Here is a 24,955-nt window from a genome sequence, read left to right on the forward strand (position 1 = left end):
AGGCGGTAGCCTCTGTGGGTCGCTTTTTAGATCGAAGGGAATTGAAACTGCTTGTAGCCCAAACTAGACTCAATTAGAAAGATAATTATCAAATTAATCTAGAAGGAAATAAAGCTACGTATTGTAGTATAAAAGAAGTTAAAAAGACTTAAAAAGAGTAGCGATCGCCTTTGGCAATGGTGAAGAAGATCGCTTATTTAAGAATGGATGGGTTGCGATAGACTGTCCATTTAACAATATATAGTAGGTTATGTTATTAATTTCATGAAATCCATGTCTCAGCTTGACCAATCTGCCCTAAAAGCTCGAAATATATTGCTGACTATGTTTTTAGTGCATATTGTCTTAGAATACTATGCTAGTGGTTATTGCCAAAGACTTATGGGCTATTAGTCGCATTTTAGTAACCATTGTCGTGATGTATTTTGTTGTACAAGGGCGCAAGTGGGCTAAGTGTGTGAAGTCACAATTGATGGCTCAACATTGATAATAAAGTAATCTATATCGTCTGCATTTTCAAACAAAGGTGCATTCATAACGATAGCTATTTTTCTTTTTCCTTTAAGACGAAATATTTCTACTTCAATAATAGCGATCCAAACAGTTCTCGCTTTTTCTAAGTTGATTAAAATTTGAGTATAAGCCTCTTTTGGCAATGATTCTGCCAAAGTGTCTAATCTTATTTCTTCTGGAAATTTTTCTGAATTAACAACTTTAACCTTACGATTTTTAGCCAGTCCTCCTAAGTAGTTTAAGTTTTTCTGTTCTCGTTCCTTTAGAAACTTTGTATTATTACCATATCCTGAGTCAATTAATACTATTCCTGGTCTGTGTCCCCTCTCTAAACTTTTATCAATTAACTCTAAAGCCAACTCTGGCTTTTTCTTAAATAAAGGGTCTTTTTTTCCTTCAGGTAGCGAATTACCATTTTGATATAATTCTATATCTAAAGGTAGGCTTTTTTTTCCATCATACAAATGAGTTGTTACTATTACATTACCATTATCAGTTTTTCCTATTTCACCAATATATTGACGACCTACTCCTGCTGTAAAATTTCCACTGCTTGCTCCGTCTTTACGCTGAGGTTTCCTCAGCGCAGGCGGTGCGCTTTTTCGATGTCCACTATCATCAACAATTAAACTGAATCCTCTACTTACCCTAGTTTGATTGCATTTGTTCATCACCTCCAAACGTCGCTCATTTATTTTCTCTGTCGACCAAGTTGCTTCAGTTAAGAAGCGATGCAGCGCGGTCTTGGGGGTTTCCCCGCAGGAAGCAAAGCTTCCAAGCGTCGCTAGACGCGACTTCGAGCCTTGCTCGTGCAGCGACTGCATCAAGACAGTGGTGTAATTTGTGGTAAGTTACTCCTACAGAGTCTAAAGCCATTTGATATATGTTTTTTCGCTCACTTTCTCCCAACAAACCCCCCAAATAGTTTCTGAACTCTCTTTTTTGTGCTTTAGTTCTCAATAAATCATCAAACTTGTTACACCATCTATTAAAACAGGGAGGCATGGCTGAGGAAGTAGTTTCTCTCATAATAGCGATCGCCAACAACAGTGACGTTAAAACTATAACAGGTAATTATTTTACCCTGTTTTTACTTTTTTGAATGTTTAAGTCCCGCTATTACGAACGGTTATTATTTTCTCGTGTCCACTCTTTACACTGTGTCACTTAACTCTTGGCTTGTTTTGAGATGTGTTCATCAGTCAGGTTGGGTTGTCTTTTGCCCTGCCTATATTTCTTTGGAGGCGATCGCGAATTACTTTTCAAGAACTATCGCATTTACGAGCAATTTCAGAAGCTTAAACCTTCTGAAGCTAAAAAATAACAGTTTTAAAACCCAAATAAATGTCTAATTTTCTACCCGTTTCAACACTTTTTGGCGGAATCTTTAGCTTGATGGCGATCGCTCTTTCCTATGTAGTAGCAATAGAGCGAACTAAAAAACGGGTCTGGCATGGGGTATCTCTAGCAGATGTGTCTAATCAACCAGACTATTTAAAAGAACCTGGAAAATGGGCAGCTTTTGTCGAGAACTATACACAAAAGTCGATCGCTACTAAATCTTATGAATCTTGCGATGACGGCGTATTGCAGCGCAAAGTCAGAGCTTTTGGCAACTTTATGGAATATGTTCCGTTAGCGTTGCTGTTAATTATACTGCTAGAACTAGTAGGCTCGCCAGCTTGGTTATTGTGGCTGTTAGGAATTGTATTGACTATCGCTCGTATCGCTCATGCTTGGGGAGTGATTGGGATTTATGGTGCTTCACCATTTCGAGCTATTGGCTTTTTTCTTACATGGTTAGTTTACCTTTTGGGTGCTGCTGCCTGTCTTTTTTATAGTGTAATAAGTTTTTTGTAGTTCGAGCGATTAATTGGGAAGATTGGAAGTCCGTCGATATAGTAAGTATTAGCAACTAAAAAGCTTTTTAAAAAGTCTATTTGTTTCACTAAATAACTAATTCACATCGCCAATTATATCCAAGCTTGATAAGCGATTGCGAATGGAAGGCGATTTAACTATTGCTTTCAGTCGCAAAAGGATTCGGAAGACTAAGAACGGTAAACCTCAGCGAAATTTGTTCGTGAATCATTGAGGATTGCTAGATTGCATATTTAGTTTTTCCTCAACTGCTGCACTTGGATTATGCTCCCATCTGTCTCCTACATGGGCATAAATCGAAGTAGTCCGAGGATCGGCATGTCCTAGTAAATCTTGTACCTGTCTTAAATCCGCACCAGTTCTCAATGCCAGCGTACCAGCAGTATGTCTTAAACTATGTGCAATAAGACTTCTACCAGGTGTGTGTTTGAGATTGCATTCAATCAAAGCGCGATCGCAGATCTCTCTAATGCTGCGTCGGGATAATTAACCACCTTTATTGTTGTTACTCAAAGAGACAAAAACATAATCTGTTGGTTTAATTTTCCGTCTCAAAACTTTCCTCCTCATCTGAAGATATTCATCGAGTTGAGCGGCTAAATTTTCAGTCAGAGGAACAATTCTGCTAGCTCGTTTGGCAGATACTTGTAGTCCAATTTTAATACCCTGCCTGACAATATCTTCTACTTTAAGCTGCTGCATTTCTACCGTTCTGCAACCTTCTAAACTCATAATGCCAATTAAAGCGCGATCGCGCAGCAAGCTCAGTTTTGCTTTATTCGTCTTAGCTCGCTCTAATTGAGACTGTAAATAGTCAAGTAGATATTTTAGTTCATCTGCCTCCATAAAGGTAATTCGAGCGGCAGGATCTTTTCTATCTTTGGGAGCTTTAACTTTGGCTGCGGGATTATTACCAATTAATCCATGAGCTATCGCAGCATTGTAGAATATTCTGACAATATTCAGTTTGGTGGCGATCGTACTGTTAGCGTATCCAGAGTTAACTAAATCTTGTCGGTACAGCTTGATATCTTCTGGTTCTGCTTCTATGGGCGAGAGTAAATTATCTCGGCACCAGTTTAAATACTGCTTAGTTTGGGACAAGTAATTCCGAATGGTATCAGAGGACGCTGCACCATCTCCTACTTCCATCATTATGAATTGGGCAAAGATATCTTCCAAGGTAGTGGTCAATTCAGGTGTAACTATTACAGGATCTTTAATTTCAGCTTTCTCTTTCTCTTTTATATGAATTACTTTGGTTTCTATTATTGGAACAATATCGATCTTCATAACTCAAACTCTTGTTTAATAGTTTTTATGGGGAGAAACAACGATAGGGAGTTATCTTCAAAGGGAATAAATTCATGTTTGAGATAAAACTTCTTTGCTCTATCATCAATAGCATCTACTCTTACTGCATAAATACCGATATCTGATGATGCTCTAACTATTCTCAATAAAGCATCTACCAGTAGCTCTGTACCTAATCCTTCTCCTTGACAGGAAACATCTACAGCCAATCGACCAATCAACGCTGCTGGTATGGGATAAGCTGGCAATCTTTTTCGCTTTTCTTCTGGTAACGAATGAAACTCGATCGCGCTAGAACTAATCGTGTAATAACCATCAACAACTAGGGGCGTATCTGGTTTGATAGCTACAAAAGTTTTATTGATGCCCAACTTATCGTTTTGTCTGGCATAACGTTTTAGATAGTTGTTTAATTCTTCGTTGCCACAGTCAAAATCATTACGGTTGTATTTCTTCTCCAGAGGTGCAAAGTTCCAGTAACTATTTGACATACTTATCTCGATATTGGCGTATAGCAATTTTTAACTTCCCTTTTAAATTAGGCGGATTAGCTATAGCGGATAGAAATAAGTCGCGATTGCGGTCTGTCAAAATAAGCTTTTCTCGCTCTTCAACGTCTTTTTGTGCCTGGGGTAATAGATGTATCAGAGTATAGGCACTCAAGGATACTCCATGCATTGAAGCTGCTTTTTCCAACAATGCTTTTTGTTCGGCTGTGACTCTTAAATCGATACGGCTGTCTTTTGATGAAGCTGACATAATTAAAAGAGCGATACATTACCCTACTATTCTATCCTATATACGGAAGATATACGTACATTTAGCCCTACATCTGATAAGTGTCCGAGTTAATGTGCCTTACTGATGACTTAGATGAGCTACGCAATAAAATGAACGAGTATATTAATTGCGGCGTAAAGTTGGGTTGGTTGATTTGTCCTGACGAGAAGCAGGTAGAAATATATCGTCAAGGACAGCAAAAGGAAGTTTTAGATAATTCTAGTAGTTTGTTTGGGGAAGATGTCTTACCAGGATTGACAGTAGATTTGATAGATATTTTTACTGATTGATTAGCTCGTGGGAAGAAAAGCCGCTCCTAAATGCGTTTACTGCGCCAGGAACTATATCACGGAAGAAGAGGCACAAGTCAAGCATCCAGAATGTTATGTTACTACAAATCGTCTTTGTTATTACAAACGCTATCGGTTGCGAAACAAGAGTCGGGTCAATGCCAAACGTCGCGCCTCTGCTGCTAGAGCCAAAGGTATTGAAACGCCAGAGTCAGTTTTACCCGAAGCCTATCGTGCAGAATTAGAAATATACGGAAAAGAGAATCAATTCGTTCATGCGATCGCTCTAAAAATCTATCAAGGCAATAAGTTAACCCATCAGATGTCGCCCCAACACACTCAAGGACTCAGGCAGCCAGAGCTTGAAGCGTATATTTCCAAGCTGTTAGATTATTTGGAAACAGAATATGCTATAGATTGTTTTGGTTTAATCTATTGGTTGAATCCAGAAGAGTGTTCGGAGTGCCGAGAGAATTAGCTATAATTCTTACTATAATCTTACCAGCCATGATAATGAATACTAGACTATCGAGTAAGGGACAGGTAGTAATTCCTCAAGAGATAAGAGAGATGAACCATTGGCTTCCAGGTCAAGAACTAATTGCAGTTAACACCGATGAAGGAGTTTTGTTAAAACCAAAACGAGCTTTTGCTGCAACTACCGTTGAAGACTTAACTGAGTTTCGACCCTACAAAGGAAAAGCCAAGTCCGTTGAGGAAATGAATGATGCCGTTAGAGAACAAATCGCAAGCCGATGGTACGAATAGGTATCGATACCAACATTGTTGTTAGAGCGATAGTAAAAGATGAACTTCAACAGGCTCAAATATCTCTTTCAGTATTGCAAGAAAGAGAAACTTATATTTGTCATACGGTAATCCTTGAAACTGTATGGGTACTAGAATCTGTTTACAAACTTTCAAAAGTCGATATTATCAAAGGTTTAAAATTGGTTTTTGGATTACCTAAAGTTTTTTTAGAAGATTCGGGCGCGATCGCTCTAACTTTAAGATGGTATTATTCTGGTTTGGACTTTGGCGATGCCCTTCATTTAGCGACGGCGCAAAGGTACAAGACATTCTATACTTTCGATAAAGCCTTAATCAAAAAAGCTAAAGAAATACCCCAAATAAAAGTAGTCGAACCGTCTAGTGGCAAGTAAATTTGATGGATTATTCTTTTAGCACCATAATCCAACGGGTTAATCTAATTGCTTCATCAAAGTTGAACGATGAAGTCAAACTACGGCAAGCGGGCGAACTATTCTATCAGAGTAGTCTGAGTATTTTAGTTAGAGCAGAAGCAGCCTTTGAAGCATCTTTACAACCAGAGATAGCTACAGCCGATACTAAAATAGATAGCAGCTTCAGTCTATTTATAGACTCTCTAACCCAACAAAGCGTTAGTACTATTTTTTTACAGAAATATCTCCAACCTCAAGTTAGGGCAGCATACCAACGTGAATCGCTAGTAACAATTTCGACTCTAACTGCTGTTGAAGCTGTAGAGAAATATAGTTTAGAGAAAATAAGTTCGGAGGTTAGTTCTCTAGCTTACGATGAAAATATCAATGCTTGGATAGACAAAGTAGCAGAATGTCTAAGAGGTAATCCTCAAGTTAACACCCTAATTCAAATTGTCAGAGCGACCGATTTATCCGTAGCTCAAGTTTTCATTTCTTTACTATTTGGCAACTTTGAACTCGTGCCATCGGAAAACTTCTATGATGGCTTTAAAATTCTCGCTCGAAATATTCAATAGAAGCGACTCAAATGCTTAAAAATTCATAACCACGCACTCGACGGCGAAGTTGCTGTTTTTGGTACTCTTCCAATCCACTTTGATAGTCGGAACAAACTACCGAGTTAGAACGACCGTAATCTAACCTTACAGCACTACCCCAGGTTTTTTTGACAATCCAATCGCCAAAAAGGTTTTGACAGAGTTCGACCGTATAAAATCGTGTATTTTTTTGCCAAAACGAACGCTGCCACAGTTCAATTTGATACATAATGTTCATTGGTGACAAGTTAAGGCTCTGTGTCGGTTGTCAAGAGGGATTCGGAGACAAGTCCAGAGGGGGCATAGCTCTTTTAGGGCGAGGGGATTTGACTATCCCCAAGTCGCGATTTTCAGGTGCAGTTAGATAGGCGATAATATTGGTGACATTGCCTTGATTTAATGCTTGGGTAAAATGATAAATTCCGCGAAAAACCATTTCTACAGAAATAGAATTTATAGGTAAGGTAAGCTCGTCAGCAATCTCATCAGAGAGAGCGAGGAGAAGAGCAGAGAAAAGCCATGTTGCCCAGATTTGTAATTTAATCCCATTAATCGAACGCCACTTGCTTCAAGTCGGGGAACCCGCCCAACGCAGTGGCTCACCAGTCCACAAGTAACTCAAACCTAGCAACCGTTTAAGTAGAAGAAAACTTTCTTCGATTCGCCAGCGACGTGAGTAGAGAGCGCCAACCACAAAGGGAGGTAAAATCTTGGGGTCAAGTACCGAAGTAAGATATCGATACCAGCTACGACCATGACGAATCTCAACTAAACGCAAATCCAGAATGGGATTACCTTTAAGTTTCCGAAACAATGCCTTTGCGAACTGGAGTTCGCCGCCGATTAGAGTCGGGGTAGTTGTTTCCAACTTACCCCTCTCCTCCGAAACCGTACTTGTGCTTTTCAACACATACGGCTACTCAAACGTATCCACTTTGTCAATAACTGACCCCTCAACTGCTGAGTATAACTGGAATATCATCTACCCATAGGTAGTTTACTTTCGACCATAATTTATGTAACTCCGTTAAGAAGTTAGATAGTCGTTTTTTCCTTATTTCAATCATATCCAGTGCTGTTTTTTCATCGTGACAGTGTGCGTGTAGTAATTGGAGATTGTCATATACGTTTTTACCGCCGAGGGCAATAGCCGTAATATGGTCTTCCTCCAAAACATCTCCCTCACGAAAATATAATCCGCACCAGCTACATTTGCCTTTTTGCTTCTTGAGCTTAATAGCCTTGGAAACGGGCATTTCGGGATGTCTACCCATTCTGGTACTCCAATAAATCAGGTTGCCGTCGTAGGGGCTTTTATCGCCTTTAACTTTTACGTAGTTGGTTGAACTGCTATCGAACGAACTATGCAAAAGTAACCGAAGAGGGTTCGCGTCCCCTTCCCTGGTTGCGAATATCCAATTTCTTTTACCGATTTTTGTGTAATATTTTTTGTAAGCCTTTTTAAGACTTCTGCATCGGTATCTGCCCCAAGCTCTTAATTTGAGGTATACAAGATGATCTTGTTTAGTTAAGATGTTTCTTGTTTGGGCATCAGAAAACTTGTAATAGTTGCACCATCCCCTGATTACAGGGTTAAGCTCTGAGATTATCCGAGCTTGTGATGAGTTCTTGTGTTTCCTGATGACTTTTATACGACTTTGATGCTTTTTACAGGCATCTTTGCTTGGGGTGATGAAGGTATTAAAACCAACTACGTCTTTTTTAGTATTTCTAGGGCTGACGTATTTACCCGCAGGAAATTGTCGAATGTTATATCCGAGAAAGTCAAACCCTGCTATTCCGTCCTCACTCTTCTCTGAATCCAGAGTGTGAGCTATTCTAGTTTTAGTTGGTTTTAATTCCAAACCTACATCTTTTAACCACTCCGAGATTAATTCTCGACATCTCTGGATTACCTTAAGGTCGTGGTGTAGCACAACGAAATCATCCGCATACCTGACGAATGTTAGTTGACTTACTTTCTTTTGCCAGCTTATCTGGCTGCTCGGTTTGTCTTTTCTTCTAATATCCAATGTCTTAGCATATTCAATAAGCATATTTTCTATGCCGTGTAACGCTATATTGGCTAGAAGTGGGCTAAATAGAGTAGGCACAAAGCGCACTTTCCAATCTTGCGATTGATGTGTTTCTTCATACCTCTCTCCAAACCGTACGTGACAATTTCTCGTCATACGGCTTTCCATCATTGTTACCTCCGACCAAACGAGGGTGTTAAGGCATGACAAGAGCGACATAGTAGCTGAAGATTATCTTCAGTGTCTTTACCCTTGCTTTTGCGCGGTATGATGTGGTGCAGGTCTAGTTTTCCTAGTGCGCCACAACATTCGCATTTTGCGCCCCTCTCAGCTTTAATTTTCTCTTTGAGTTCGCGCCATGTGACGTTCTCGGCATTTCCCATCCAGATTATTTGGGATAAAGGTATTTCTGGCTGTGCTGCTGATAATGTTCCAAACCCTTCTAAATAAGGGTTTTCTGGTGAACGAGAACGGTATTTCTTTAGGGGTAAATCGCTCATCCTATAAAGAAAAAGGTGATTATCCCCGTTGAGTACACCAAAGTTCCATCTCTTCCCGTTCTCACGGAGTTTGAATCTATCTAGTACTTTTCGTTTGGATACTTTATGCCGTTTACTTAACCAGAGAAACAGCCTTTCGTTAACCCAGAAGTCTAGATCTTTGGCTAATTTCTTGGTGTTAGTATGGCGATAGTAATTAATCCATCCTCTGAGTACTGCGTTTAAAGCTGAGATTTTGAGCAATGGTGAATCTTGAAACCACTTGCGTCGCGTCATCTCTTTAATCTTGAGCTTCAACTTTTTAATGTTTTCCTGGGCTGGAGTGACCAGCATTTTAGGTCGGTCATTAGATTTTACGTATCTTTGAACGTGAAAACCTAAAAAGTCAAAACCTTGATTTACATGAGTTATGTGCGTTTTTTCTGGTGAAAGTTCGAGCTTTAGTTCTTTCCAGAGGAAGGCTTGAAACTCTTCTTTTAGCCTGATGGCTTCTGCTTTCCCACCGTTGGTAAGTAGTAGCCAATCATCAGCATATCGAATCAGCGCACAGTTTCCCATGTGGTTTATTCGACGACGTTCTTTCTGTTTGCGGTGAAGATTGCCGTATTTGTTCCACCAGTAGAGGTCTAGCTGATGTAAGTAGATGTTCGCCAAAATTGGCGAGCAGATTGCACCCTGCGGTGTTCCCGTTTCGGTGCGTTTGAACAAACAACCTTCCATAATTCCCGCTTCAAGAAATCGTTCTATTAGTTTTAAGAACTTTTCATCAGAGATTCTTTGAGCCAGCAATTTTATCAATATTTGATGGTGAATGCTGTCAAATGCTCCTTTGATATCCCCTTCGATAACCCAATAGTATTTGTTGCGTCGGTTGATGTAGCTATCTAATCGGGCGATACAGTCCTGTGTTCTGCGTCCTGGTCGAAAACCGTTGGAGCAGTTCAAGAAGTCGCTTTCATAAATAGGTTCTAACACCATTTTGACAAGCATTTGTACTACTCGGTCTTTGATTGTAGGAATACCCAATGGGCGAGTTTTACCGTTAGACTTAGGAATGTATATTCGACGAACGGGCATTGGGCGGAACTGTTTTTGACGCAGTTCGCTTTCAAGCTCTTTCACAAATTTAGACTTTGCTACCTCTGATTCTAGAGCCTTTTTGCTTATTCCATCGACTCCTGGTGTCTTAGACCCTTTATTTGAGAGAATTGTCTTTAGGACATCGGCAATCCAATCTCGACGGCAAATGAGCCGATAGAGATGGTCAAATTGATGTTCCTTCTGGAACTTTGCTTTTATGGCGAGACTACGTTGGGTTTTGATGATATCGGACATACTTCTTAGTCCTCTCTACTTCCTATGTGTATCTCTAACAATGACTGCCATCCTTCGCCATGTACCAGACTATTTTCTGGCTCGGACTACTACGATGGCTCTGCCACGCAATAACTACTTCAGTTGCAGTTAACCCAGTCTGTGACCAGACCAGCTATTGCGCTTCCTACGTTCATACTTCGGTAAGTGGTTACATTTAACCGTGGGCTTCTTCTTTACTCCGTAAGGATACAGACCTAGTATCCCCGACATCAGTTGATAATTTGTACCCTTATAATTAGAGCAATTTGAACCGCGTCGAAAGTTCTTTTCAGTCAAACGAGTGCAACATTGACTTACCTGATGTCTCACGCCATCTCTGTTGTTTAGCGGCGTGTCCAAGGTGTAGGAGCGTCGGACGAAGATTCCTTTCGTAGCCATAGTTAAATTCAGGCTCGAAGCCTCATACTGTAACAGAGTGCCAGTATTTTGCCCCTTGTTCCCCAGGCTTCAAACAGGTTTTTACTCATTGTCCCCTGCCTGCTGGGTCAGCCTTAGTACATTAGGGAATGTACTATCTCTTGGTAGTTTTCACTCTCCTTGAGCATTACCAAAGTACGCTTCGCAGCGCACCCACGCCACCTTGAGGTGTTCCTTCAGATATAGCAGTAAATACCCCTTTGTCTATGACCCCAGATTTTAACCAAGCTTTAATTTGTTTCCTGACTTTTCCTCTGTGGTTAAGTCTTTGGAGTAATGTATTGTGGTTGATGCGGTCAAAGCATTTTGCAATGTCGGCATCTAAAACGTACTTGGCTTTAGATTGAATTGCGTTCTTAATGTGCTTTATCGCATCTTGGCAGGCTCTTCCTGGTCGGAAACCATAGCTTGAGGCTTCAAACTTTGCCTCCCATTCTGGTTCTAGGGCAGCTTTGACTACCCCTTGTAAGGCGCGGTCGTATATGGTAGGTATTCCTAATGGACGTTTTTCATCCTTCCCTGGTTTTGGTATCCAAACTCTTCGAGTAGGTTTACTTCTACCTGTAAGTTTGAGTTGTCCTACGAGTTTCATACGAGCTGCTGGGGATAGGGATTTTTCCCCGTCCACTCCTGCTGTCTTTTTGCCTCGATTTTCTTGTGTTACCCTGCGAACCGCTAGCACTTTGCATGACCAGGAATTCATTAATGTTTTTTGAAGTTTTCGGACTTTTTTGATCTCTCCACGACGAGAGGCAGCATAAATGCGCGTTTGCAGCTTGTAGACATATTTATCGACTTGTTGCCAATCAATACTGTCCCATCCCACAGTCTTCGACTTTGAATCTGTATTAGGCTTGTTCACTGTTAATTACACCTTTAGCTTTGATACATTTGCGGGTCACGTCTGCTTATCCTGGGCATTACCCCATCCTTTTTCTGGCTTTACCTGTCGTTTCAGATTAGGCTTTTGCTTCTTGACCCATCTCTTCCATTTACACCATACGGGTCGATCCCTACCAGTTAATTTTGGGGATGTAATTGGGTTACTTCGTTCCTACAGTCATTGTTTGTGTTCTTTAGGGTTTATCTCTCCGCCCATTGAGCTAGTTGCGCGACACATAAATCCGAAAGTTCTGTGTACTTAGGCTCTGTCTGTTGTTTCAGACGCAGGGTGTGGTCTTGCACCACTAGCTTATTCCCCCTGCTGATGAACTGTAAGTTATCATTTCTAAAGGATTAAAGTGCGAACTCAAGTCAGGATAACTTACTTTAGAAATGTGCCGTATCCCCCTAGTTATCTAGGTTTCACGACAACGAATCGCACTTCGCAGAACGCCGAGACGCTCCAGCGGTTGAAAGGCGTTTGAGCGCATAGCTCTGTAGCGTCGCTAGGCGCGACTTGGGCGCATACGCCCTGCGCTTCAAACTTCATTTGGTAGTCAATGAGTTGGGAGAACTGTTAAACGTTAATCTCACTCCTGGTAACGTAGATGACCGTCGCCCTATTCCTCAGCTACTTCAAGGTCTTTTTGGTAAATTTTTTGCCGATAGAGGTTATGTCTCTCAAAAGCTGGCTAATCAACTTCTGGAAGAGTTGGGGATTCAGCTTTTTGCCAAACCTCGTCGTAATATGAAAAATAAGCTAATGTGTCTTCACGATAAGCTTTTGTCCCGCCAACGCTCGATTATTGAAACAAGCTCTGGAGAGATTCGACGTGCTTCGCACGGCGGAGTGCCGCAGGCACTCAATGACCAACTCAAAAATATTTCTCAGATTGAACATTCTCGTCATCGATCGCCTGTCAACTTTTGCGTTAATGTTCTTTGCGGATTAATTGCCTATTGTCATCAACCCAAGAAGCCGAGCCTCCGTCTCGACTGGCTTTTACCTCAATCTACTTAACCCGAACTCAGGTTAGTTTAGTGGGAAAAAACGGCTTAATTGGTTTGCCAAGAATTTTAGGCTCGAAAACTAGTACTCATCAGGCGATCGTACAGGTTATGGGTACGGCAATGAGAATTAAAGCTGAAATCATAGAAGACAAGTTTAGTAAATTGCCAGAACTGCGCCGTACTTTATTACTCTACACCCAAACTAGATTGAGTTATGTCGGACAACTAGCTGCCTGTAATCGTCAGCACAAAATAGAAAAAAGACTAGCAAGATGGCTACTTTTAGTTCAAGATTGTCTGGCTGTAGAGGAACTACCCCTAACACAAGAGTTTATTGCTAATATGTTGGGTACCAATCGTGCTGGAGTCACCATCGCTGCGGGAAGACTACAAAAAGCAGGAATCATTAGCTACACCAGAGGCAGTATTACGGTTTTAGAGCGTACCAGGCTCGAACAGATGTCTTGCGAATGCTACGACCTGATGCGGCAAGAACAACAAAGGCTATTCGGCGATCTCTACTGCCAAACTTACAAGAAATATGAGAAAGCGTGTTAAAGTTTATGAGAACGTTTAATAAAACTTTGTCTGTGTTAGAAATCATACAGACATTTTTACAATCGAATGTCATTATAGTGCTGTAGGTATAGATCGGTTAAAACCGTATAAAAGCCTTGAAATAATAATTTTTATGAGTCATCGGTTTGAAAGTCTAAGCTTGATAGTTTCGCTATTCAAATCGTTTGCAGATAAATAATTTAATTTTCCAGTACTGCTACCTCAAAAAATTTACATTTTGAAATATTCATTAAATTAATTTAACTATTTAGTCATGACCAAATCTCAAGGTGTTGTATATCAGCCTCCACTCGACACTGAATCTGAAGAAATTCTCTGTCAGTATGTCAACGCTACCAGTCACTTACAGGTAATTAAAATTAACAATATTGATAATTACGATTGGGAAAAAGTTGTTTTTCCAGGTCAAAGAATTTTATTCAATACTTTCAAACGGGCAGAATTGAGTATATATAGTACTGCTCAAATAAATACAATTTTAATCGATACCATTGACTGCAAAAAACTTAAGGTAGATGAGTAATTTTTTTGTTTAGCTGCGTTTTAATGTCTATTGCCAACAAGCTGCATTTTGAGGTTTAACCATGTCTTCTCTATCAGTAAATTTGACGCATCTATGCTTGGAAAAAGAAATTAAGTACATTTTGTCGTCTAGTCTTTATCATCCTTATTATTCTTTTTTGGAAAACACAAGTATTAAACAACAAATAATTGACTACGTACTTAGCAGCGTACCTAATCGACAGCTGATAATTACAGAACTATTAGAATTACCTCAAGAATCGAGTAGTTTTTTTCCGCAATGTCCGATAGAGGAACGAATAGAAATTAATAAGCTAGTTCTATCAAAACTTACCAACATCTTAAGCGATCGCGTCTTGCAAAAAGCTATGAAAAACGTAGCATAAACAGAGGTAAATAATAATGAACAAATGTTTGTGTTGTCAAGATAAATTATTACGTCATTTAAGCCATCAGCGCAGCTATTGGTTTTGTCCGACTTGTCATCAAGAAATGCCTAGCGTCCGCAGTATGGTTTTGGCTCCTTCTAAATTAGAAATTGCCAGAAACAAGATAACCAAAACTGTATTGGTTAAAAACTTTTAAGTTTTACTTGAAAAGAATAAGAAAGATAATCTCTTAAATATTTGTCGAAAAAATTAACTCTAATAAACAATTCTTCCATATTTATTTCTAAAAAACATTTTGGATTTGAAAGCTTACCTAGTGCAACTGTATAAAACTTTTTTATTTTATGAATCTCTAAAGCTTTTTCTTTGTCCCAAATATCTGTTGGATGTTTTTTAGCTTTAAACCAGCTTTTACAATATGTAATATTCATGTTTTTCTTTAGCAGCATCCAAAATAGATTGTGGTACAAAGTTCTTTTGTACTGGTACTTCTAATATCTTTTGACCACTGATAGTTTCTCCTGCTACATTACTGTCAGTAGGAACGTCAAGTATTTTTCGTCCAAGAACGTATTTTTTCTAGATATGATTTCTATGGTAACAGGGTCGTAAGAATCTAATATGGCGTTGGTAAGTAAGTAAATGCTCTAAGAAAAAACAGGGACGGTATCAAATCTGAGATAGTGTAATGGCAACCGAATATAGAAGAAGAAAAAACTGTTACGACATTGAAGCAAAGGGTAAAAAAAACAGCGATTAGTATCGTGTTTCAACCCAAACAGTTTTTTTAAATAAAAGTACAGGAACTACTTATAGCTTTATTAAGTAAAGCCCGATATTTTCGAGGAGAGACTATATAAGAACCAAAGCGTTCGAGGTGAGAGTTTTGTAACTGTGCGTCAAAGAGCATAAACTTTTTCTGGCGAAGATGTTCGACTAATTTAACCATTGCTACTTTAGAACCTTCTGGAATGCGATAAAACATCGATTCGCCAATAAACGCACCGCCAATGGCAATTCCCAAGATTCCTCCTGCAAGTTCGTCTCCCTGCCAAGTTTCAAAGCTGTGCGCCCAACCTGCTTGATGCAAAACTAGATAAATTTGGCTCAACTTTTCAGAAATCCAGGTAATATCGCGATTGGCACAGCCCTGACAAACGGCAGCAAAATCTCTGTCGATCGCAATATCAAAACGCTGTTGATTGATAGCCCTTCTTAAAGATTTGGGATAGCGAAAGCGCTCGTCTAGAGGAATTAAGGTACGCTGGCGACTAGAATACCAATCCAATTCACCATCATCATCTGCCATCAAAAAATAACCTTGTTTATAGCCTTCAATAATTGAGGAAACATCAATTTCCATATTTTTATTTATTCTAAAAGTTCCCAAAAACAAATAGACGATTACTATTCCGTCATTTATCGTAGACCATAGATACTAAAAAAGTTATTATCTATAGCTAGATGTTACTTGCGATTTTCTTATGTAACTTTAATATGAGTGTGTATCGGTAAGTTTAAAATAAGATGAATGAATCCGACGAGCGAGATTTACCTCATAGCGATAAAGAAAAAGTTAGTAGTTCTAATGCAATTGACGATTGGAAAAATCGTGCTGTGGGTATTTGGCAGGGAGCTACAGGGCGTTTGAAAAAAATGCTGCCTGTCGAACAGATAGGAAAGACTGCTGCTAGTTGGTTTGAGGTTAGCGACTCTAGAATTGCCGAGATTTTAGCAGCTGTGAGAACTGAGTTACCAACTACAGAAGCAATGTTAATTGGTAAGCCTCAAGCTGGTAAAAGTTCTATCGTTCGTGGTTTGACAGGAGTTTCGGCACAAATTATCGGACAGGGTTTTCGTCCCCATACACAGCATACTCAAAGATATGCCTATCCTTCTGAAGATTTACCGCTATTAATCTTTACCGACACCGTCGGGTTAGGAGACATCAAACAAAACACCCAAATAATTATTGAAGAATTAGAGCGAGAAATAGAAACCGAAAATCGCTGTGCCAAAATTCTTATTCTAACGGTAAAAATTAACGATTTTGCTACCGATACCTTAAAACAGACTGCGGTACAGCTACGGGAAAAGTATCCTCAAATTCCCTGTCTGCTAGCGGTGACTTGTCTGCATGAAGTTTATCCAGGTGATGTTATCAATCATCCTGTTTATCCTCCCGAATACGAATCAATACAGAGAGCTTTTAGCGCGATCGAAAATGATTTTAAAGACTTGTGCGATCGCTCGGTGCTAATTGATTTTACTCTAGAAGAAGACGAATATCAGCCCGTATTTTATGGTTTAGAAGCTTTCAAAGAAGCCCTATCTGAATTACTGCCCGAAGCCGAGTCTCGCGCTATCTATCAGCTATTAGATAAAAAAGCCGAAGATGAATTGGGCAATATTTACCGCAATGCAGCGCGACGTTATCTGGTTGCTTTTTCGACTATCGCCGCAACTCTAGCAGCCGTACCCCTTCCTTTTGCAACTATGCCCGCACTTACCGCGGTACAGGTGTCTTTAGTAGGCTTACTCGGTAAGTTGTACGGACAAACTCTATCTCCTTCTCAGGCTGGTGGTGTCGCTAGCGCGATCGCTGGTGGCTTTTTTGCTCAGGCAATTGGTAGAGAGTTAATTAAGTTTATTCCTGGTTTTGGTAGCGTTATCGCCGCTTCTTGGGCTGCTGCCTATACCTGGGCTTTGGGTGAAGGTGCCTGCGTCTATTTTGGCGATCTTATGGGTGGCAAAAAACCCGATCCCCAAAAGATACAATCGGTAATGAATGAAGCGTTTAAATCGGCAAAAGAAAGGTTTAAAGGTATGGAAAATTAGACGATCCCTTTAAATATTAATTATGCTGCAAAAATTACAGCATAAAACTAAATCAAAAAATTATTTTTTCGCTAGTATCGCAATACTATCGCTAGCTGTTTGTGGTTGTAATTTTGCCAACCAAGAGACTTTTAATACCACTTCTGACTCAAAAATAAAGCTTCATAATACAATCAAAGCTCAATAGAAGTTTTTATTTACGAAGCGATCGTCTTTCCTGCTAACCAAGATGTAGTCCAAGCACTCTGAAAATTAAAGCCGCCAGTAACACCATCGATATCTAAAACTTCACCTGCAAAATAAAGATTGGCACATTTTTTGCTTTCCATAGTTTTGAAATTAATTTCTTTGATGCTTACACCACCACAGGTAACAAATTCATCTTTAAATACACCTTTACCCTTTATTTGATATTGTCCTTGCACAAGTTCGGCTACTAGTTTATTTGATTCTTTTTTGCTTAACTCAGTCCAGATCTTTTGCTCTGAAATACCGACATAATTAATTAAGCTTTGCCATAGTCTTTTAGGCAATTTTAACGGACAATAACCTAGTATTTTTTTCTTTGGGCTTTCAGTTTTTATCTGTAATAAATAATTTTTTAAAAACTCTGCGTTGTATTCTGGTAGCCAGTTGATTTCTAAATTATCGGCATATTTGCGATCGAACAAATTTCTGGCACTCCAGGCAGATAGTTTAAGAACGGCAGGACCACTAATGCCCCAATGAGTAATTAATAATGCGCCCGTTTGTTCTAGCTTATTTTTGCCCGTACCTAGTTTGACTCTTACATTTTGTACGCTGACTCCTGCCAAATCCTGCAAACGCACATCTTTAATATTAAAAGTAAACAAAGAGGGTACTGGCGACTCGATTTTATGACCGAAGTTTTTTGCCCAACGATGTCCTAATGGGTTACTTCCTGTTGCGATTAATAAGCGATCGCAGTTTAACACTTCGCCGTTTTTTAGTTCGATTTGAAAATTATCGTTAGGTTTAGTTACCGACTTAACTCCTACACCAGTACGTAAAACAACTCCTGCTTTAGCTGCGGCTTCTGTCAAGCAATTAATAATAGTTTCTGAGTTATCGGTAACGGGAAACATTCTGCCATCAACTTCGGTTTTTAACTTGACACCGCGAGACTCAAACCAGTTGACAGTATCTCTGGGTTGAAAACGGGTAAATGCACCCCGCAAAGCTTTACCGCCTCTAGGATAGTTTTGCACTAACAGGGCAGGATCGAAACAGTTATGGGTAACGTTACACCTACCGCCACCAGATATTCGGACTTTGGCCAGGGGTTTACGACCTGCTTCAATTAAAGTAACTTTAAGTTTACGATCGGTTTCGGCTGCGGCGATCGCTCCAAAAAAACCAGCCGCACCACCACCAATAACAATTACGTTCAATATCTTCTTGTTTTTAAAATTCCCCAGAGCAAACCAGAGATTAAAGTTATTAGAAATAGGATAATAATAATTCCTCCTGGCAAAAATGTAAGCAGACCAAACCCTCTAAGTACGTAGAGCAACAAGAAGGCTATCAGGGAATATAAAAATACTTTCGGTAATGTCTTCGATATCACGGTGTACGGGCGATCGCATTATTGCTGGTTTGATTTTAGCAATTTCTTACTTTTATATTCTACATTCATAATTTTTTATGCCAAGTTTTTGAAGCTAGGTTTAAAAGTGCTCTCAGAAGATATGACTCTGCCTCGCTACCGATAAAGGTAAAGTACTTTTCTAAAGATAATGCTAAACCCGATTTATAGTAGGTACTGAGATATAAAAAAAATCCCAAACACAGTTATGCTTTATCAATTAAGTCTTAAGAATTCATAAAATGCAAAGTCAAAATATAGATTCAATTAAAACTATCTTCCAAAGTCGTCTAACGACTCTCGAACACCTGTTAAAGTTGGCTCAGTCTCATTTTGATGGTAATGAATCTTTCCTTCAGAAGCGAATCGTAGCTGATATGCTTCCACTTGGTACACAGATCGCTTTTACCTGCAATCAACCACGCAACTTTGCTTTGTGGTGCGATGGCAAACCAATGGATAATCTAGATCCAGAAGTCACATCCTTGGCACTGGCATACGAACACATAGCAAATACTCAAGGACTTCTTTCGGGCATTAAAGTCAAAGATGAAAAGCTAAGTGAAGTTACGCGCCTCGACGAAAAAGATCTCTATATCGAGATGTCTGGTAGCGTCTATGTAAATGACTTTCTAATTCCAAACTTCTACTTTCATCTAGTCACGGCTTACGACATTCTACGCATGGCAGGTGTATCCATTGGAAAACGAGATTACATGATGCACCTGGTTCCCTTTATCAAGAAGGCATGAAGCCTAATGAGGTTTATTCTAGAAATTTTGGAAATTAACAGCAACCGTTATTTAACCTTACTGGCTTCGTTGTTTACAAATCTAGACATTATCTAGCTTGCAGCTAAAAATTAACGCTTCTTTACTAAAAAAAAATCTGTTACTTCCAATACTCCTATTTTGAGATTCGCTCTAGCTTTTTACTCGATTTAACTACAAGTTCTACAAGCGATCGCCTTTTTTGTTTATAAGCTATATATCTTGCTAGTCAATACTTTCACTAGATTTATAGCCCAAAAAATTTTGTGTTTTTGCTCTTGGCGATCGCTTAAGATAAACTTAATGTTTATTTTTTGTGTTTTGTTTTTATTTATCTTAAGCAAAACTCTAAAATTTTGTTTTAAAGCATAAATAAGCTTCAGACAAAAAAAAAAGCTTGTTTGTGCAATCAAAATCTCTTAAAAACTTAAATAATACGAATAAAGCTCTATCTTGTTCTGAAATCGCCTTTATTTTCTAGATAAATTAATTAATAATGCAGTCATGAAAGCTTTTGAAAAAAACGAGAGCGATCGCAACTCATATAAATATCTGTATATAGAAATTAGGAGATCGAAATGAGTCAAATTAGATTAGCAGTTTATGGCAAAGGCGGTATCGGCAAATCTACGACTAGCTGTAATATTTCCGCAGCCTTAGCAAAAAGAGGCAAAAAAGTTTTACAGATTGGTTGCGATCCCAAGCACGACAGTACCTTTACCCTCACGGGCTTTTTGATTCCCACGATTATCGATACGTTACAAGAAAAAGATTTTCATTACGAAGATATTTGGCCCGAAGATGTAATCTATGAAGGGTATGGCGGCGTTCACTGCGTAGAAGCTGGTGGTCCTCCTGCTGGTGCTGGTTGTGGTGGTTATGTTGTGGGTGAAACCGTTAAGCTACTCAAAGAATTAAACGCTTTTGACGAATACGATGTCATTCTCTTTGACGTACTCGGTGACGTGGTTTGTGGTGGTTTTGCCGCACCCCTCAACTATGCGGACTACTGCATGATTGTTACCGATAATGGTTTTGATGCTTTGTTTGCTGCCAACCGCATTGCTGCATCGGTTAGAGAGAAAGCCCGTACACATTCATTGCGTCTGGCTGGTTTAATTGGCAACCGTACTTCTAAAAGAGATTTAATTGATAAATATATCTCTCACGTAGCGATGCCAGTCTTAGAAATCTTGCCTTTAATTGAAGATATTCGCGTTTCTCGCGTTAAAGGAAAAACTCTCTTTGAAATGGCTGAGGGCGATCCTTCTTTAGAATTTGTCTGCAACTACTATCTCAATATTGCCGATCAGATTTTGGCACAGCCAGAAGGTGTAGTTCCTAGCGAAGCCCAAGACAGAGATTTATTCTCGTTGCTGTCTGACTATTATCTCAATCCTCCTGTTGAAAATCAAAAACCAACAGAAGAAGAAGAGTTAGATTTGATGATGGTTTAGATCGGTTAGCAATTATCAGTTAACAGAAAACAGTTTATCTCAATACTCATTATTCTAAGGCTACTGCAAAGATGCTTTTAGAGTAATGTCATTAATGTTCGGACAAACTAGAAAAGAGAAAAAATAAAAACATGACCGCTACACAACATCAACCCGACGCACTAAATTTTGAATGCGAAACTGGCAATTATCACACCTTTTGCCCCATTAGCTGCGTGGCATGGCTATATCAAAAAATTGAAGATAGTTTCTTTTTAGTCATTGGTACTAAAACCTGTGGTTACTTCCTGCAAAATGCGATGGGAGTGATGATTTTTGCCGAACCTCGCTACGCAATGGCAGAACTAGAAGAAGGGGATATTTCCGCACAGTTAAATGACTACGAAGAATTAAAAAGACTGTGTTTGCAAATTAAGCGCGATCGCAATCCGAGCGTAATCGTCTGGATTGGTACTTGTACTACCGAAATTATTAAGATGGACTTGGAAGGATTGGCACCCAAGTTAGAAGCCGAAATTGGTATTCCCATCGTAACCGCCCGCGCTAACGGTTTGGATTATGCCTTTACTCAAGGAGAAGACACCGTACTCGCAGCAATGGCGCACAAATGTCCTAAAGAAGCACCCAAAGCCGAAGCCGAAAAAGAAGAACGCAACGCTATTTCTAAATTGCTTAACTTTGGCAAGAAGAAAGAAGAAACTAATAACGAAGCATCAGAATATAAAGACCATCCTCCTTTAGTATTGTTTGGTTCCTTACCAGATCCTGTCGTTACCAACCTTACTTTAGAACTCAAAAAACAGGGTGTTAAAGTATCTGGTTGGCTACCCTCCAAACGCTATACCGAATTACCTGTAATTGAAGAAGGCTACTATGTAGCTGGCGTTAATCCCTTCCTCAGCCGCACCGCTACTACTTTAATGCGTCGCCGCAAAACCAAACTCATTGGCGCACCTTTCCCAATTGGACCTGATGGTACTCGCGCCTGGATCGAAAAAATTTGTTCGGTCTTTGGTATCGAACCCCAGGGCTTAGAAGAAAGAGAAGCCAAAATTTGGGAAAACTTGGAAGATTATATCCAGTTGATTCGGGGTAAGTCAGTTTTCTTTATGGGAGATAACTTACTAGAAGTTTCTCTAGCCCGTTTCTTAATCCGTTGCGGTATGACTTGCCAAGAAATTGGTATTCCCTACATGGATAAACGTTATCAAAAAGCAGAACTGGATCTACTCGAAAAAACCTGCAAAGATATGGGCGTACCAGTTCCTACTATTGTCGAAAAACCCGACAACTACAATCAACTGCAACGTATTAAAGAACAAAAGCCAGACTTAGTAATTACTGGTATGGCACACGCCAACCCACTAGAAGCTAGAGGTATTAATACTAAGTGGTCGGTAGAATTTACCTTCGCCCAAATACACGGCTTTACTAACGCGCGGGATATTTTAGAATTAGCTACTCGTCCGATGCGTCGTAATAACAACCTTAAAGAATTAGGTTGGGAAAAATTGGTTAAAGAAGAAGCTAAAGTTTAAGCAAGTTTAAACTTTAGTCTAGATAGATCGAAATCGGAGTTTGGCACTGCCAAACTCCGATTAGTAATTAAAAATTATGTAATTTGCGATCGCTAAAATCAGTGTTTATCTAAAAAGTCAAAAGCTTTATGCAAACTGCGGCAAGCACTCTCGGTCGGAGCAGCTCTTTCGATCGAGTAGTTTATGAACTTGCGATAATAAATAGTCTATATTAAAAGGTTTATGCAAAATACCATCGGCTCCATTTTCTTTAGCTTGTTCTGCACTAATTTCGTGATTCGCCGAAACTAACAAAATTTGTGTCGAAGATAGTTCTTTATTTTGGCGAATTTGTTGACTGATTTCTAAACCATTGACATCTGGCATCATGATATCCATCAACATCAACTGAGGACGTACTCTTTGTGCCAACTTCAAAGCTTCTCTACCATTAGCAGCCGAAATTACTTCATATCCATCTGATTTTAAAACAAGTTCGATCAAATATAAAATATCGTCGTAATCATCGACTATTAATATCGGTTTAGTCATCGCTTTGAGTTTATTAAATTTACCTGGTTTTAGTAGCCTATATAAAACTTACCTGACAAATCCCTCTAAAGCTTCTAACTTTTGATGGCTATTGTTTTAAATTAGACTCTATCTTTAGTATTATCGATTCATAAGACTATTTATTTAATAAAGTTTATAAAGTTTTGTTACAAAAGCCGTTATTAGTTAAAACATCTATCAAAGTAAACAACAACTAGGCTCAATAGAACCAAGGCAATTTTGGTAAGCTTAAATATTTGATGGTTTTGTTTCTATAGAAGTGCAGCTACGATCTCTAAAGTTTTGCCAATTTATTTAATATTTATTTAATATTTATTGTTAGCGGGCTACTCTAGCTATTCTAAAAAACTATCAGTACTCGGTTACTAAGTATGTAGACAGAATTAAATGCAATATAACAAGAGTTGGTAAATCACCCAAAACTTTTGTTGCTCCTGTCTCTTTGACACCATAGTTCACTTTAATTAACTAAGTTCACTTACTTATCCGAGCTATCCAAACGTTAGGAAATTAACTGGAATAACTATAAGTAGCGATCGCAATTGATTGCAATCTCGTTTAAAAAGGCGAGATTACTATAAAGTTTAAATTTGACCCAAAGATTTTGGAGTTTTGTCTAAATTGCGAACCAAATTTCTGCAACCTGCACAATCACAACCATATAGCTCGATCGCTTTGTCTCCTTCACGGTCTACTGCTTCAATGGTTGCAGGATCGTAGCTGTCACAACTACAGTCATAAAAAGGATAGTCGGTATCGCTTTTAGGAATTGTAGCTTCACTAGCTACTTCTGGTGCTTTAAATACATATTCGCGTCCTGTATTTGCCTCGGCAGCATTAGTGCCTATCATAGTTAAAGCTACAGAACCAGAACAACCTAAGATACTCAATAATTTTTTATTCATAAATCGACTCTGATATTGAGAACAGTAATAGTTAGTTAACGATGATAATAACTGACATCTTAAAAAACTAAAACCTTTATTGAAAATTGCTTGTAGTTTTAAGCCAATCTAACAAAATTGGATTGACTACTTCAGGAGCCTCATCTTGCGGGCAATGTCCCAAACCTTCTAAAGCAATAAAGCGATCGACAGCGGCAATCTTACCCAGTTCTCTGCCCATTGAGACTGGTTCCCAGGGATCTTCCGTTCCCCACAGTAAGATAGTTGGACAAGTAAGCTGAGGTAACAAGTCCTCTGGCAATGGTCCTTGAGAATAACGGGTAAAAGCGATAAAAACATCTACTGCCCCTTCATCAAATGCTGGTTTCATTAGCATTTCTATGAGTTCATCGCTTACTGCTTCGGGGCGACGATATGCCTGTAACAAAATTTTACGAACTACCTTGGGTTTGGCAATTTGCTTGAAAAAGAAATTGCCGATCCATTTATTACCCAAAACTCGCTGCATTATGGCAGAACCGTAGTTACGATACCAGGGTAAAGTAACTCGTTTGCGATCGTGCAATAATCTTACCGAACAATTTATTGCTGCTACTCCCAGGGTTAATTCTGGGTTATCTACCGCAGCTTGCATCACTACAATACAGCCGATGGAATTGCCAACTAAAAATGCCGGGCTACCCACAACTTCTCGACAAAAATCGGCTACTTGTTGGCCCCAGGTTTCAAATGTATAGCTAATATCCCCTGGTGAGGGTTTGGCAGAACCGCCAAACCCAATTAGATCGATCGCATAACAACGATATATTTGTCCTAAGACGGGTAGGTTTTTGCGCCAGTGTCCCCAGGAAGCCCCAAATCCGTGAACTAATACTACCGCAGGAGCATCGTTATTTTCACCACAGCTTTGATAGGTAATATTAAAACCCTGCCAGTTCCAATTTTGAGGAGTTTTTGAATTTGCGATCGCTCCAACAGTTGTCATATTCAGTCAATTGATAAAAGTTTATGTTAT

25 protein-coding genes and 6 pseudogenes are annotated in these 24,955 nt (G+C 39.3%); 15 read left to right on the plus strand and 16 right to left on the minus strand.

From position 1 onward, the window contains the following. Positions 1 to 461: 461 nt before the first annotated feature. A pseudogene (locus KV40_RS26340) lies at positions 462 to 1,241 on the minus strand (transposase); the annotation flags it as partial. 103 nt (positions 1,242 to 1,344) lie between these two features. Then, positions 1,345 to 1,542: pseudogene (locus KV40_RS35345) on the minus strand (IS701 family transposase); the annotation flags it as partial. Between the two features lie 315 nt (positions 1,543 to 1,857). Between KV40_RS35345 and KV40_RS26350 the strand changes: the two are divergent. Continuing rightward, positions 1,858 to 2,373: an MAPEG family protein gene (locus tag KV40_RS26350; protein WP_036487534.1), complete on the plus strand. Its 516-nt coding sequence runs from the start codon at positions 1,858 to 1,860 to the stop codon at positions 2,371 to 2,373. 228 nt (positions 2,374 to 2,601) lie between these two features. On the opposite strand, the pseudogene KV40_RS26355 reads toward KV40_RS26350, so the two are convergent. From KV40_RS26355 to KV40_RS26365, 3 genes and pseudogenes are all read right to left on the minus strand, one after another. Beyond that, a pseudogene (locus KV40_RS26355) lies at positions 2,602 to 3,687 on the minus strand (tyrosine-type recombinase/integrase). Further along, positions 3,684 to 4,199, minus strand: a complete 516-nt coding sequence (locus KV40_RS26360) for a GNAT family N-acetyltransferase (protein WP_036487535.1) — start codon at positions 4,197 to 4,199, stop codon at positions 3,684 to 3,686. Before KV40_RS26360 ends, KV40_RS26355 begins: the two are co-directional and overlap by 4 nt. After that, positions 4,189 to 4,467, minus strand: a complete 279-nt coding sequence (locus KV40_RS26365; protein ID WP_036487537.1) for a DUF1778 domain-containing protein — start codon at positions 4,465 to 4,467, stop codon at positions 4,189 to 4,191. The genes KV40_RS26360 and KV40_RS26365 overlap by 11 nt, the downstream gene beginning before the upstream one ends. A 92-nt stretch (positions 4,468 to 4,559) precedes the next feature. On the opposite strand from KV40_RS26365, the gene KV40_RS26370 reads away from it, so the two are divergent. Genes KV40_RS26370 through KV40_RS26390 form a run of 5 tightly spaced genes read left to right on the plus strand, consistent with a single transcriptional unit; the run spans position 4,560 to position 6,540 of the window. Continuing rightward, a complete protein-coding gene (locus tag KV40_RS26370; protein WP_081942948.1) occupies positions 4,560 to 4,778 on the plus strand; it encodes a Uma2 family endonuclease in 219 nt (72 codons plus the stop codon). A gap of 7 nt (positions 4,779 to 4,785) precedes the next feature. Next, on the plus strand, positions 4,786 to 5,256 hold the full coding sequence (locus KV40_RS26375) for a hypothetical protein (protein WP_036487539.1): 471 nt from the start codon (positions 4,786 to 4,788) through the stop codon (positions 5,254 to 5,256). Between the two features lie 35 nt (positions 5,257 to 5,291). Then, positions 5,292 to 5,546, plus strand: a complete 255-nt coding sequence (locus KV40_RS26380) for an AbrB/MazE/SpoVT family DNA-binding domain-containing protein (protein WP_036487540.1) — start codon at positions 5,292 to 5,294, stop codon at positions 5,544 to 5,546. Continuing rightward, positions 5,534 to 5,941 (plus strand): type II toxin-antitoxin system VapC family toxin, encoded by a 408-nt coding sequence (locus KV40_RS26385; protein ID WP_036487542.1) that lies wholly within the window; start codon positions 5,534 to 5,536, stop codon positions 5,939 to 5,941. The genes KV40_RS26380 and KV40_RS26385 overlap by 13 nt, the downstream gene beginning before the upstream one ends. Positions 5,942 to 5,946: 5 nt before the next feature. Continuing rightward, positions 5,947 to 6,540, plus strand: coding sequence for a hypothetical protein (locus KV40_RS26390; protein ID WP_036487544.1), 594 nt, complete (start codon positions 5,947 to 5,949; stop codon positions 6,538 to 6,540). 7 nt (positions 6,541 to 6,547) lie between these two features. Here KV40_RS26390 and KV40_RS26395 read toward each other — a convergent pair whose 3' ends face one another. The 5 genes and pseudogenes from KV40_RS26395 to KV40_RS26420 form a co-directional block, all read right to left on the minus strand. Continuing rightward, complete coding sequence (locus tag KV40_RS26395; RefSeq protein ID WP_036487545.1) at positions 6,548 to 6,790, minus strand: WGR domain-containing protein; 243 nt, start codon at positions 6,788 to 6,790, stop codon at positions 6,548 to 6,550. Positions 6,791 to 6,877: 87 nt separating this feature from the next. Beyond that, positions 6,878 to 7,360 (minus strand): annotated as a pseudogene (locus KV40_RS36860) (IS4 family transposase); the annotation flags it as partial. A 154-nt stretch (positions 7,361 to 7,514) separates the two neighbouring features. Continuing rightward, a complete protein-coding gene (locus KV40_RS26410) occupies positions 7,515 to 8,768 on the minus strand; it encodes a group II intron maturase-specific domain-containing protein (protein ID WP_216595469.1) in 1,254 nt (417 codons plus the stop codon). A gap of 2 nt (positions 8,769 to 8,770) precedes the next feature. Next, positions 8,771 to 10,432 carry a group II intron reverse transcriptase/maturase gene (gene ltrA, locus KV40_RS26415; protein ID WP_036476559.1) on the minus strand — a complete coding sequence of 554 codons (1,662 nt, stop codon included), beginning with the start codon at positions 10,430 to 10,432 and terminating at the stop codon, positions 8,771 to 8,773. Between the two features lie 613 nt (positions 10,433 to 11,045). Then, positions 11,046 to 11,753 (minus strand): annotated as a pseudogene (locus KV40_RS26420) (reverse transcriptase N-terminal domain-containing protein); the annotation flags it as partial. A 558-nt stretch (positions 11,754 to 12,311) separates the two neighbouring features. Between KV40_RS26420 and KV40_RS26425 the strand changes: the two are divergent. The 5 genes and pseudogenes from KV40_RS26425 to KV40_RS26445 all read left to right on the plus strand — a co-directional run. Then, positions 12,312 to 12,794: pseudogene (locus KV40_RS26425) on the plus strand (transposase); the annotation flags it as partial. After that, a complete protein-coding gene (locus KV40_RS26430) occupies positions 12,734 to 13,342 on the plus strand; it encodes a Crp/Fnr family transcriptional regulator (protein WP_156114200.1) in 609 nt (202 codons plus the stop codon). The pseudogene KV40_RS26425 and the gene KV40_RS26430, both read left to right, overlap by 61 nt. 274 nt (positions 13,343 to 13,616) lie before the next feature. Then, positions 13,617 to 13,886 (plus strand): DUF1830 domain-containing protein, encoded by a 270-nt coding sequence (locus KV40_RS26435; RefSeq protein ID WP_052055989.1) that lies wholly within the window; start codon positions 13,617 to 13,619, stop codon positions 13,884 to 13,886. A gap of 61 nt (positions 13,887 to 13,947) precedes the next feature. Continuing rightward, a complete protein-coding gene (locus tag KV40_RS26440; RefSeq protein ID WP_156114201.1) occupies positions 13,948 to 14,271 on the plus strand; it encodes a hypothetical protein in 324 nt (107 codons plus the stop codon). A gap of 16 nt (positions 14,272 to 14,287) precedes the next feature. After that, positions 14,288 to 14,470, plus strand: a complete 183-nt coding sequence (locus KV40_RS26445) for a hypothetical protein (RefSeq protein WP_036487549.1) — start codon at positions 14,288 to 14,290, stop codon at positions 14,468 to 14,470. On the opposite strand, the gene KV40_RS26450 is transcribed toward KV40_RS26445, so the two are convergent. Together KV40_RS26450 and aat are read right to left on the minus strand one after the other, a co-directional pair. Continuing rightward, positions 14,457 to 14,705 (minus strand): hypothetical protein, encoded by a 249-nt coding sequence (locus KV40_RS26450; protein ID WP_052055990.1) that lies wholly within the window; start codon positions 14,703 to 14,705, stop codon positions 14,457 to 14,459. The two genes, KV40_RS26445 and KV40_RS26450, sit on opposite strands and share 14 nt — an antisense overlap. Before the next feature lie 356 nt (positions 14,706 to 15,061). Next, positions 15,062 to 15,637 (minus strand): leucyl/phenylalanyl-tRNA--protein transferase, encoded by a 576-nt coding sequence (gene aat, locus KV40_RS26455; protein WP_036487551.1) that lies wholly within the window; start codon positions 15,635 to 15,637, stop codon positions 15,062 to 15,064. A 164-nt stretch (positions 15,638 to 15,801) separates the two neighbouring features. On the opposite strand from aat, the gene KV40_RS26460 reads away from it, so the two are divergent. Then, complete coding sequence (locus KV40_RS26460; protein ID WP_036487553.1) at positions 15,802 to 17,112, plus strand: YcjF family protein; 1,311 nt, start codon at positions 15,802 to 15,804, stop codon at positions 17,110 to 17,112. A 197-nt stretch (positions 17,113 to 17,309) separates the two neighbouring features. Here KV40_RS26460 and KV40_RS26465 read toward each other — a convergent pair whose 3' ends face one another. Further along, positions 17,310 to 18,524, minus strand: coding sequence for an NAD(P)/FAD-dependent oxidoreductase (locus tag KV40_RS26465; protein WP_036487555.1), 1,215 nt, complete (start codon positions 18,522 to 18,524; stop codon positions 17,310 to 17,312). 436 nt (positions 18,525 to 18,960) lie between these two features. On the opposite strand from KV40_RS26465, the gene KV40_RS26470 reads away from it, so the two are divergent. The 3 genes from KV40_RS26470 (at position 18,961) to KV40_RS26485 (ending at position 22,483) form a co-directional block, all read left to right on the plus strand. After that, positions 18,961 to 19,470, plus strand: coding sequence for a DUF1993 domain-containing protein (locus KV40_RS26470; protein WP_036487557.1), 510 nt, complete (start codon positions 18,961 to 18,963; stop codon positions 19,468 to 19,470). A 596-nt stretch (positions 19,471 to 20,066) separates the two neighbouring features. After that, entirely contained in the window at positions 20,067 to 20,945 is an 879-nt protein-coding gene (bchL, locus tag KV40_RS26480; RefSeq protein WP_036487561.1) for a ferredoxin:protochlorophyllide reductase (ATP-dependent) iron-sulfur ATP-binding protein, read from the plus strand. Between the two features lie 131 nt (positions 20,946 to 21,076). Further along, entirely contained in the window at positions 21,077 to 22,483 is a 1,407-nt protein-coding gene (locus tag KV40_RS26485; protein ID WP_036487563.1) for a ferredoxin:protochlorophyllide reductase (ATP-dependent) subunit N, read from the plus strand. Between the two features lie 126 nt (positions 22,484 to 22,609). On the opposite strand, the gene KV40_RS26490 is transcribed toward KV40_RS26485, so the two are convergent. The 3 genes from KV40_RS26490 to KV40_RS26500 all read right to left on the minus strand — a co-directional run bounded on the left by KV40_RS26490 (position 22,610) and on the right by KV40_RS26500 (position 24,925). Continuing rightward, entirely contained in the window at positions 22,610 to 23,014 is a 405-nt protein-coding gene (locus KV40_RS26490) for a response regulator (RefSeq protein ID WP_036487565.1), read from the minus strand. A 605-nt stretch (positions 23,015 to 23,619) separates the two neighbouring features. After that, positions 23,620 to 23,940, minus strand: coding sequence for a hypothetical protein (locus tag KV40_RS26495; RefSeq protein ID WP_036487567.1), 321 nt, complete (start codon positions 23,938 to 23,940; stop codon positions 23,620 to 23,622). A 76-nt stretch (positions 23,941 to 24,016) separates the two neighbouring features. Then, positions 24,017 to 24,925, minus strand: coding sequence for an alpha/beta fold hydrolase (locus tag KV40_RS26500; protein ID WP_036487569.1), 909 nt, complete (start codon positions 24,923 to 24,925; stop codon positions 24,017 to 24,019). Between the last annotated feature and the right edge of the window lie 30 nt (positions 24,926 to 24,955).

Source organism: Myxosarcina sp. GI1, from assembly GCF_000756305.1.
In the GTDB taxonomy this organism is placed as follows: Bacteria; Cyanobacteriota; Cyanobacteriia; order Cyanobacteriales; family Xenococcaceae; genus Myxosarcina.

Bases quoted from the DNA above. Each gene is read 5' to 3' on its own strand.
- KV40_RS26350 (WP_036487534.1), top strand. From the start codon at position 1,858: ATGTCTAATTTTCTACCCGTTTCAACACTTTTTGGCGGAATCTTTAGC.
- KV40_RS26360 (WP_036487535.1), bottom strand. From the start codon at position 4,199: ATGTCAAATAGTTACTGGAACTTTGCACCTCTGGAGAAGAAATACAAC.
- KV40_RS26365 (WP_036487537.1), bottom strand. From the start codon at position 4,467: ATGTCAGCTTCATCAAAAGACAGCCGTATCGATTTAAGAGTCACAGCC.
- KV40_RS26370 (WP_081942948.1), top strand. From the start codon at position 4,560: ATGTGCCTTACTGATGACTTAGATGAGCTACGCAATAAAATGAACGAG.
- KV40_RS26380 (WP_036487540.1), top strand. From the start codon at position 5,292: ATGAATACTAGACTATCGAGTAAGGGACAGGTAGTAATTCCTCAAGAG.
- KV40_RS26385 (WP_036487542.1), top strand. From the start codon at position 5,534: ATGGTACGAATAGGTATCGATACCAACATTGTTGTTAGAGCGATAGTA.
- KV40_RS26390 (WP_036487544.1), top strand. From the start codon at position 5,947: ATGGATTATTCTTTTAGCACCATAATCCAACGGGTTAATCTAATTGCT.
- KV40_RS26395 (WP_036487545.1), bottom strand. From the start codon at position 6,790: ATGTATCAAATTGAACTGTGGCAGCGTTCGTTTTGGCAAAAAAATACA.
- KV40_RS26410 (WP_216595469.1), bottom strand. From the start codon at position 8,768: ATGATGGAAAGCCGTATGACGAGAAATTGTCACGTACGGTTTGGAGAG.
- ltrA (WP_036476559.1), bottom strand. From the start codon at position 10,432: ATGTCCGATATCATCAAAACCCAACGTAGTCTCGCCATAAAAGCAAAG.
- KV40_RS26435 (WP_052055989.1), top strand. From the start codon at position 13,617: ATGACCAAATCTCAAGGTGTTGTATATCAGCCTCCACTCGACACTGAA.
- KV40_RS26440 (WP_156114201.1), top strand. From the start codon at position 13,948: ATGTCTTCTCTATCAGTAAATTTGACGCATCTATGCTTGGAAAAAGAA.
- KV40_RS26445 (WP_036487549.1), top strand. From the start codon at position 14,288: ATGAACAAATGTTTGTGTTGTCAAGATAAATTATTACGTCATTTAAGC.
- KV40_RS26450 (WP_052055990.1), bottom strand. From the start codon at position 14,705: ATGAATATTACATATTGTAAAAGCTGGTTTAAAGCTAAAAAACATCCA.
- aat (WP_036487551.1), bottom strand. From the start codon at position 15,637: ATGGAAATTGATGTTTCCTCAATTATTGAAGGCTATAAACAAGGTTAT.
- KV40_RS26460 (WP_036487553.1), top strand. From the start codon at position 15,802: ATGAATGAATCCGACGAGCGAGATTTACCTCATAGCGATAAAGAAAAA.
- KV40_RS26470 (WP_036487557.1), top strand. From the start codon at position 18,961: ATGCAAAGTCAAAATATAGATTCAATTAAAACTATCTTCCAAAGTCGT.
- bchL (WP_036487561.1), top strand. From the start codon at position 20,067: ATGAGTCAAATTAGATTAGCAGTTTATGGCAAAGGCGGTATCGGCAAA.
- KV40_RS26485 (WP_036487563.1), top strand. From the start codon at position 21,077: ATGACCGCTACACAACATCAACCCGACGCACTAAATTTTGAATGCGAA.
- KV40_RS26490 (WP_036487565.1), bottom strand. From the start codon at position 23,014: ATGACTAAACCGATATTAATAGTCGATGATTACGACGATATTTTATAT.
- KV40_RS26495 (WP_036487567.1), bottom strand. From the start codon at position 23,940: ATGAATAAAAAATTATTGAGTATCTTAGGTTGTTCTGGTTCTGTAGCT.
- KV40_RS26500 (WP_036487569.1), bottom strand. From the start codon at position 24,925: ATGACAACTGTTGGAGCGATCGCAAATTCAAAAACTCCTCAAAATTGG.